Source organism: Clostridium sp. (assembly GCF_040797585.1).
Taxonomy (GTDB): domain Bacteria; phylum Bacillota; class Clostridia; order Clostridiales; family Clostridiaceae; genus Clostridium_Z.
Window position 1 is genome coordinate 1 of sequence record NZ_JBFNEO010000125.1, and the last position, 8,297, is coordinate 8,297.

The 8,297-nt window shown below is 29.5% G+C and carries 9 protein-coding genes and 1 pseudogene; all 10 read left to right on the top strand.

What is annotated here, in order from left to right:
- Nucleotides 1-1,320, top strand: a 1,320-nt coding sequence (gene murF / locus AB2369_RS08875) for a UDP-N-acetylmuramoyl-tripeptide--D-alanyl-D-alanine ligase (protein ID WP_367666124.1), incomplete at its 5' end; no start/stop codon positions are given.
- A gap of 58 nt (nucleotides 1,321-1,378) precedes the next feature.
- On the top strand, nucleotides 1,379-2,356 hold the full coding sequence (gene mraY, locus AB2369_RS08880; RefSeq protein WP_367666125.1) for a phospho-N-acetylmuramoyl-pentapeptide-transferase: 978 nt from the start codon (nucleotides 1,379-1,381) through the stop codon (nucleotides 2,354-2,356).
- Nucleotides 2,357-2,377: 21 nt separating this feature from the next.
- Nucleotides 2,378-3,475 (top strand): stage V sporulation protein E, encoded by a 1,098-nt coding sequence (gene spoVE / locus AB2369_RS08885; RefSeq protein ID WP_367666126.1) that lies wholly within the window; start codon nucleotides 2,378-2,380, stop codon nucleotides 3,473-3,475.
- Nucleotides 3,476-3,716: 241 nt separating this feature from the next.
- Nucleotides 3,717-4,493 carry a cell division protein FtsQ/DivIB gene (locus AB2369_RS08890; RefSeq protein ID WP_367666127.1) on the top strand — a complete coding sequence of 259 codons (777 nt, stop codon included), beginning with the start codon at nucleotides 3,717-3,719 and terminating at the stop codon, nucleotides 4,491-4,493.
- A gap of 11 nt (nucleotides 4,494-4,504) precedes the next feature.
- Complete coding sequence (locus tag AB2369_RS08895; RefSeq protein ID WP_367666128.1) at nucleotides 4,505-5,227, top strand: DUF881 domain-containing protein; 723 nt, start codon at nucleotides 4,505-4,507, stop codon at nucleotides 5,225-5,227.
- 14 nt (nucleotides 5,228-5,241) lie between these two features.
- Nucleotides 5,242-5,583 (top strand): small basic family protein, encoded by a 342-nt coding sequence (locus AB2369_RS08900; RefSeq protein ID WP_367666129.1) that lies wholly within the window; start codon nucleotides 5,242-5,244, stop codon nucleotides 5,581-5,583.
- 12 nt (nucleotides 5,584-5,595) lie between these two features.
- On the top strand, nucleotides 5,596-6,336 hold the full coding sequence (locus AB2369_RS08905; protein WP_367666130.1) for a DUF881 domain-containing protein: 741 nt from the start codon (nucleotides 5,596-5,598) through the stop codon (nucleotides 6,334-6,336).
- Between the two features lie 98 nt (nucleotides 6,337-6,434).
- Nucleotides 6,435-7,026 (top strand): annotated as a pseudogene (locus tag AB2369_RS08910) (YggS family pyridoxal phosphate-dependent enzyme).
- A gap of 27 nt (nucleotides 7,027-7,053) precedes the next feature.
- Nucleotides 7,054-7,509, top strand: coding sequence for a cell division protein SepF (locus tag AB2369_RS08915; RefSeq protein ID WP_367666131.1), 456 nt, complete (start codon nucleotides 7,054-7,056; stop codon nucleotides 7,507-7,509).
- A gap of 2 nt (nucleotides 7,510-7,511) precedes the next feature.
- Entirely contained in the window at nucleotides 7,512-8,279 is a 768-nt protein-coding gene (locus AB2369_RS08920) for an RNA-binding protein (RefSeq protein WP_367666132.1), read from the top strand.
- Nucleotides 8,280-8,297 lie beyond the last annotated feature (18 nt).

Genomic DNA, 8,297 nt, shown 5'->3' on the forward strand with positions numbered 1-8,297 from the left:
CTTTTAGTAGATGGAAAAAGTTATTCTTATGATTCCATAGAAACAGATACTAGAAAATTAAAGAAAAATAGTATATTTATAGCGCTAAAAGGCGAGAATTTTAACGGTAATGATTTTATATTAGAAGCTATAGAAAAAGGTAGTACTATTTGTATAGTGTCTGAAATAAAATTTAATATAGAAGAAATTCCTAAGGGAATATCTATAATAAAGGTAGAAGATACAAAAAGAGCTCTGTTAGATTTAGCCGAAACCTATAGAAATAAACTTGATATAAAAATAGTTGGAATCACAGGATCTACGGGAAAGACTTCTACTAAGGATATAGTAGCAGCATTTTTAAGTTCTAAATATAAAGTGTTTAAAACAAAAGGGAATTTTAATAATGAAATAGGTCTTCCTCTTATGATATTCTCTTTAGATAATAGCTATGATATAGCAGTTCTCGAAATGGGAATGAGCAATTTAGGGGAAATCCACAATCTAGCCAAAGCTTCTAGACCTGATATAGGTATTATAACTAATATTGGAATATCCCATATTGAAACCTTAAAAACTAAGGAGAACATATTAAAAGCTAAAATGGAGATATGTGACTTCTTTACAAAGGAAAATATGCTTATAATAAATAAAGATAATCACATGCTAAACACTTTAGATAGGAAGAATATTAACACAATATCTATTGGGGTAGAAGAAAAAACTTCAGATATAATAGGAACAAACATTAAACTTCTAGAAGATGGCATTATCTTTGATATAGAGGATAAGGGGATATTAGTGGGTACAATAAATTTACCTATGGTGGGAAAACATAATGTACTTAACTCTCTATTAGCATATAGTGTTTGCAAAGAGTTTAATCTATCCGTAGAAGATATTAATAAAGGCATAAAAAATCTTGAAGCTACTTCTATGAGATTAGATATAATAAGAAAAGAGAAGTTTACAATAATAGATGATTGCTATAATGCAAGTCCTGATTCTATGAATTCTGCTATAGATGTACTTGCTTCCTTAAAGGGGAAAAGAAAAGTTGCTATTTTAGGAACTATGAGAGAGCTTGGGGAAGAAGCAGAGGAGGCTCACAGAGAAGTTGCAGCCTATGCAAAGGAAAAAGGAATCGACAAGGTAATAGCTGTAGGAGAATACTGTCCTATGTTTGAAGATGGATTTGGAGAGGATATAACACTATTTAATACAACAGATGAATGCAAAGAAAATATAGTATCTCTAATTGAACAAGAAGATATAATTCTTATTAAGGCTTCAAGAGGTATGAAATTTGAAAAAATAGTAAATAAGTTAAAAGAGTTATAATTAGTTAGCTAAAGAAGGGAGGAATCCATTTTAAAGAGATTAGAATGGATGCGGGGAAATGTTTAATGGAAGTTTAAATCATATTTTGAATTATAAGACTTTATTGTCTATATTATTGGGATTTGGAATTTCGTCACTTTTAGCGCCTTTGGTGCTTCCTATACTACATAAGTTAAAGTTTGGTCAATATATAAGGAAAGAGGGACCAAAGAGTCATCAGAAAAAAGCAGGAACTCCAACTATGGGAGGAATAATATTTATATTAGCAACCCTAATATCTATGTTTATAATAGTTAAAAATCCAAGTGATGAGGCTATGGTGGCACTATATGCATTTATTGCCTTTGGGTTTGTAGGATTTTTAGATGATTTATTAAAGATTCTATATAAAAACAATGAAGGACTTAAAGCGTGGCAGAAGATGATTCTTCTTATAATTATATCTGTAGCTTTAGCTTACTATGCTAATATTAATATTGGAACTAAGGTACTAATTCCTTTTGCAAATATATATATAGATCTAGGAGTTTTATTTATACCATTTATGGTGGTTTATTTCTCAGCAGTTACCAATGCAGTAAACTTAACAGATGGACTAGATGGTCTTGCTACTTCTGTAACCTTATTAGTGGTAACATTCTTTGCCCTAGTAAGCTATAGCATGGGAAACTATACAGTATCACTTTTCTCTCTAATTCTTGTGGGAGCTTTATTAGGATTTTTAAGATATAACGCATTTCCAGCCAGGGTGTTTATGGGTGATACTGGATCCTTAGCCTTAGGTGGTGCAGTAGGAACCATAGCTATGATTTTAAAGCTTGAATTTTTATTAATTATAGTTGGAGGAATTTATGTTATAGAAACCCTTTCTGTAATAATACAGGTAACTTCATTTAAATTAACAGGAAAAAGAGTATTTAAAATGTCACCTATACATCATCATTTTGAACAAATAGGGTGGAGTGAGACAAAGATTGTATCAGTATTTTCAATATTAACAGTAATATTTTGCTTTATTGCATTTTTATCCTTTTAGTAATATTTAGGAGGAGAATATATGAAAAAAAACTTACCTAATAGAAAGGTAGATTTCATACTATTTTCTACCATAATGATACTTTTATCTATAGGAATTGTTATGGTATATAGTGCAAGTTCCTATTTTGCACTTCACAAAAATGGAGATAGTATGTTCTTTTTTAAGAGGCAGTTATTATGGGGAGTTTTAGGGTTTATAGCTATGGTCTTTACTATGAGTATTGATTATAATAAGTATAAAAAGTATGCATTTATAATACTTTTAGGTTGTATACCTCTTTTAATAGCAGTATTCTTTTTCAAGCCTGTTAATGGAGCAAGAAGATGGATAAATCTTGGTATATTAACTTTTCAGCCTTCTGAAATAACAAAGTATGCTGTAGCTATATTTTTAGCAGCTAGTATGTCAAGTCAAGGGGAAAAGATGAAAGAGTTTAAGAGAGGGGTACTGCCTTATCTTTTAATATCAGGATTTTTTGCAACTCTTATATTACTTGAAAAGAATATGAGTATAGCTACTGTTATAATGGGTATTACATTAATAGTCATGTTTGTAGCAGGGAGTAATTTTAAGCATTTAGTATCCATAGTTTTAGGGGTGTTTATACCAGGACTTTTAGCTCTAGCTTTCGCTGCACCTTATAGAAGGGCAAGAATGCTAAATTTCTTAGATCCTTGGAAGGATGCTGCGGGAAATGGATACCAACTTATACAATCCTTTTATGCATTAGGATCAGGAAGAATACTTGGACTTGGTATAGGAGCCTCAAGACAAAAAGCTTTTTATATGCCAGAGCCTCACAATGATTTCATATTTGCAATTATTGGGGAGGAGCTTGGACTTATAGGTTGCTTATTTGTAATTTCTATGTTTTTAATATTTATTTGGAGAGGCATAACCATTGCTCAAAAAGCAAAGGACACATATGGAACCTTACTTGCTGTAGGTATAACATCTATAATAGCGGTTCAAGCTATTATTAACATAGCCGTTGTTACAGGATCTATGCCTGTTACAGGAGTACCTCTTCCTTTTATAAGTTATGGTGGAACATCTCTTGTAATAAATATGACAGCCATGGGAATTCTTTTAAATGTATCAAGAAATGCAGAGTGATTTTTAGAGAATAAATCTTATTAGATTTATTCTCTTTTTAATTTAAGGCTTTTACAGATAACTTCTAAAGTAAAAGAAAGAAGACTTATGGATATATTTATAGAATAATTAGAAAATTATAGAGTTTTAGAGAGTAATTTTAATAAAGTAAATTATTTTATTAAATTTTCACCAAATTTTAATGAAATAACTTTTTATAAATGTTATTATATAATTGTAAATAAAATGCAAGGGTGATTTAATGAAAAAACCAATAAATGAAGTATATTCAAAGGAAGCTTTAAAGAAAAGAAAAGTTAAAAGAAATCTAAAAAAGTTAGTTTTGTTTATGATTTTTATGTTAGCTGTACTTATAACAGTGGCTATAAAGGCACCATTTTTTAATATAACCACCATATTTGTAGAAAATAATAAAATTCTAGCTACTGATGAAATTTTAGATAAGTCCCCTCTAAAAGTAGGGAATAATATTTTTTATTTTAATAAAAATACAGTTGTTGATTCTATAGAGGAAATACCTTATATAGAGAAAGTTCAAATAGATAGACAACTTCCAAAGACCATAGTATTTAAGGTTAAGGAAAGAGAGGCCTTTTTCTATGGAATTTTTGATGAAAAGTATTATGTTTTTGATAAGGACATGATGGTCTTAGAAGAGAGGAAGAATTTAGAAGGCTTAAATCTAGTAAATGTTACAGGCTTTGATTATTCTAAGGCAGAGGTTGGTAAGGCTATAGATGATGAAAATATAAGAAAAAATGAAATTATAAAGGATATCTCTAAGCTATTAGTAAATAATACATCCTCAATACAATTTACAGGTATAAATATTGAAGATTTATTAAACATAAAATTTTATTATAAAAATATGGAGATTAGAATAGGAACAGAGGAAAAATTAGAGGAAAAATTAAACAAAGCTTTAAACATATTAAAAGATAGAGAAGATATAAGAGAAGGTAAGGGATACATAGATGTGAGTTTTAATGGAAACCCTGTTGTATATCTAGAAAATTAGGAGGAGTATTTATGAAGAAGTATGCATCTCAAATAGCTGTGGCTTCGGTATGTATAATATTGGGATTTTTGCTAGCTTACCAATTTAGGCTTTTAAAAGAGCAAGAAAAAAGTTTAGTAGGTAAAAATTATAATTCTCAAGACCTTACAGCAGAGATTGAGCACCTTAAAAATGAAAAGACAGAATATGAGAAGAAAAATAATGAAATAATGCAGCAATTAAAAAAATATGAAGAGGCTGCAACAAGTAATAATGATATTACAAAAGAGCTAAAAAAACAGCTAGATGATACAAGACTTTTAATAGGTAGTGTAGATGTAGAAGGTCCAGGAATAGTTTTAAATTTAACTCCGAAGAATAATATCTTCTCAAGTAACTTAAGTGCTCAATATTTAACAGATAGTGAACTTGTATATATAATAAATGAGCTTAACTACTCTGGAGCGGAGGCTATATCTATAAATGATAAAAGGGTTACCATTCAAAGTGGAATTAAAAGTTCAGGAGGAAATAGTTTTATATCAATAAATGATGATAGGGTTTCTCCAAGGGAAAAAATTACTATAAAGGCTATTGGTAACAAAGAAAATCTTTTGGGAGGGATGACATTCCCTGGAGCTTTAGAATTTGGAGCTTTACCTTCTTATGATAAAGATATGAAAGAAGTGGATAATATAAAGATTCCTAAGTTTTCTAAAATATATAAAAATGAATATATGAAACCTGTAAAATAATTAGGAGTGATAAAATGATAGCATTTATAGGATTATTGATAGGTATAGTACTAGGGCTAACTTGGGAGATAAATATACCTGATAAATTTTCGCCATATATGTCAGTGGCAATACTTGCTTGCCTTGATTCGGTTTTTGGAGCTATAAGAGCTTCTCTTTCTAAAAATTTCCATGCGGATATTTTTATATCTGGATTTTTTGGAAATGCAGCTTTAGCAGCAGCATTAGCTTATCTTGGAGATAAGCTTGGAATACCTATATATATGGCTGCAGTTATAGTTTTTGGAGGAAGAATATTTGATAACTTTGCTATTATAAGAAGACTTATAATAGAAAAGGCTAAATCTCATAAATAATGAGGTGGATTTATGAAGGTAAATGAAGCAAATATCTTTGTTTTCATAGCTGCTATTATAATAGGAATATTAATCTCCTTAAATATTAACTTAAGTGATGAATCTGAGAGAGTTGTTTTAAGTGTTAAGCAATATCAAGAAGCTAGTAACTTAAGAAATAAGCTTATAGGAGAGGTATCCTCTATAAAAGAAGGATATTATAATAATGTTGCTAAGTTAGAGGGATATAAGCTTAAAGAGAATGATAAGGATAAAATTGTAGAAGAGATTACAAACGAAATAGACTATAATAAGAATATTTTAGGGTATTCTAATGTTAAAGGTCCAGGACTTAAGATAACATTAATTGACGCTGCAGAAAGTACATTTATAAACGAGATAGCAGAAGAAGATTTCTATACTGCTAGAGATATGATAATACACAATACAGATATGCTTAATGTTATTAATGAAATAAAGAATGCAGGGGCAGAGGCCATATCTATTAATGGTCAAAGAGTACTGTCTAATTCTAAAATAGATTGTTCCTGGGCATTCCTAAGCATTAACGGAGTTAGAACTCCAGCACCTTTTTATATTACTGCTATTGGGAATAAAGAAGTAATGAAAAAATATCTTCTAAGTAGTGAGAGTCATCTTAAAGGATTAATGAATAGAGGAATAAATGTGACTATTTATGAAGAGGATGAAGTTGAAGTTCCAGCATATGATGGAGATATAAAAGTTAATGATTTAAATTATTATTCAAAATAATAAGGTTTTTTGAAGGATTTTTTTAATCTATGAAGAATATTTAATTTAAGTATAAATTTAAATATAATTTTATGCAAAAATGTGAGGGGAGACTATCTTTGGGTATATATGAAAGAGTGTTAAAAGTAAAATCAGATATCCCAGAAAATGTAACCTTGATTTCTGTAAGTAAAACTAGATTATTGGATGAAATGGAAGAAGCTTATAGAGCTGGAGCTAGAGATTTTGGTGAAAATAAGGTTCAAGAGATTAGTTAAATATCTTGTGGATAAAGTATATTTAATACATTCCTTAGATCGAGTTTCTTTATTAAAGGAATTAGAAAAACAATATGGGTCTAAAGGGAAAACTGTTAATGTATTAATAGAAATAAACATAGGAAGGGAAGAGAATAAAACAGGGCTACTTTTAGAAAATTTAGAAGAGCTTTTAGAAGAGGTTCAAAAGTGCAAAGCTGTAAGGGTTAAAGGTCTTATGGCAATAATACCTAAAGGTGATGAAGAAACTTCTAGAAATTATTTTAAGGAGATAAAGAACCTTTGGGATTCTTTAAAAGAAAGAAGCCTTAATAATATATCTATGGAAGTACTATCTATGGGAATGACTAATGACTATAAAATTGCCATAGAAGAAGGATCAAACACAATTAGAGTTGGTGAAGGAATTTTTGGTAAAAGAGAATATAAATAAATTTCAATGGATTTAGGAGTGATTAGTATGTCAAATGTATTACACAAAATGAGAGGATTCCTAGGACTAGATGATGAGTATGATGAGGAATACGATGAAGAGATGGAGATGGATGAGGTAGAAGAAGTAGAACCAGTTGTAACATCTAATAGAAGAAGTAGTAAAGTAGTTAATATAGCAGCAGCACCTTCTGCAAAGGGTAATACAACAAGAATGTCTATAGTTAAACCAAGTGCTTTCGAACAAGCCACTGATATAGTAGATGACCTTCAAAATAGAAAGATAGTAGTTTTTAATACTAGTGCTTTAGAACCTAAAGTAGCGCAAAGACTTTTAGACTTTATAAGTGGATCAAGTTATGCATTAGGTGGAGAACTTCAAGAGGTAGAGCGTGGAGTTTATGTACTTTCACCTTCTAATGTGGAGGTTTCTAATGAATTTAAAACAGAAATAACCTCAAAGGGACTATTCAACTGGAAATAATAATGGATAAAAAAGAATTTTTAAATAGATTTACTTTTTATGATAAGACCTCCTTAGCATCTTTATATGAAAAAATAAAGATTGCTGAGAGGGTTTCTTATCCTTTATATACTAATGAATTTTATACTCCAAATGTTATAAATACATTAGAATCTATTAAGGAATTATCATATATTGATATGAAGTTCTTAGGTGGATTTGAAGAATCTGAAAGAAAAATCATAGGTTTCAACAGTGAGAATTGTTATGATATGCCTTATTTAATGTTAAGAATTAAATGTAAATCAAAATTTCATAGTTTAACCCATAGAGACTTTCTAGGAGCTATAGTATCTTTAGGTATAGTAAGGGAAAAATTTGGGGATTTAATTGTTGAGAGTAATGAAGCATATATACCTGTTATAAATGAAGTTGCTCCATACATATTGAATAATTTAACTTCTGTATCCAATACCTCTTGTGAAGTTTCTATTGTAGATAATATAGAAGAAATACCTAAGGTTAATTTTAAGGACATAGACATAATATCTTCTTCATTAAGAATTGATTGTATAGTTGGTGCTATCACAAAAGTATCTAGAAGTACTTCTGAAAAACTTATAAAAGAAGGTAAGGTATTATTAAATTATTCAGCCCTTTTAGAAAAAAGCAGAGAAATATCTATGGAAGATATTGTGACTATAAGAGGTTATGGGAAATTTAAAATTCTTAATATTTTAGGAAATACTTCTAGTGGAAGAATAAAAATTAGAATAAAAAAATATAGTTAGAGGTGAATAGCATGAGAT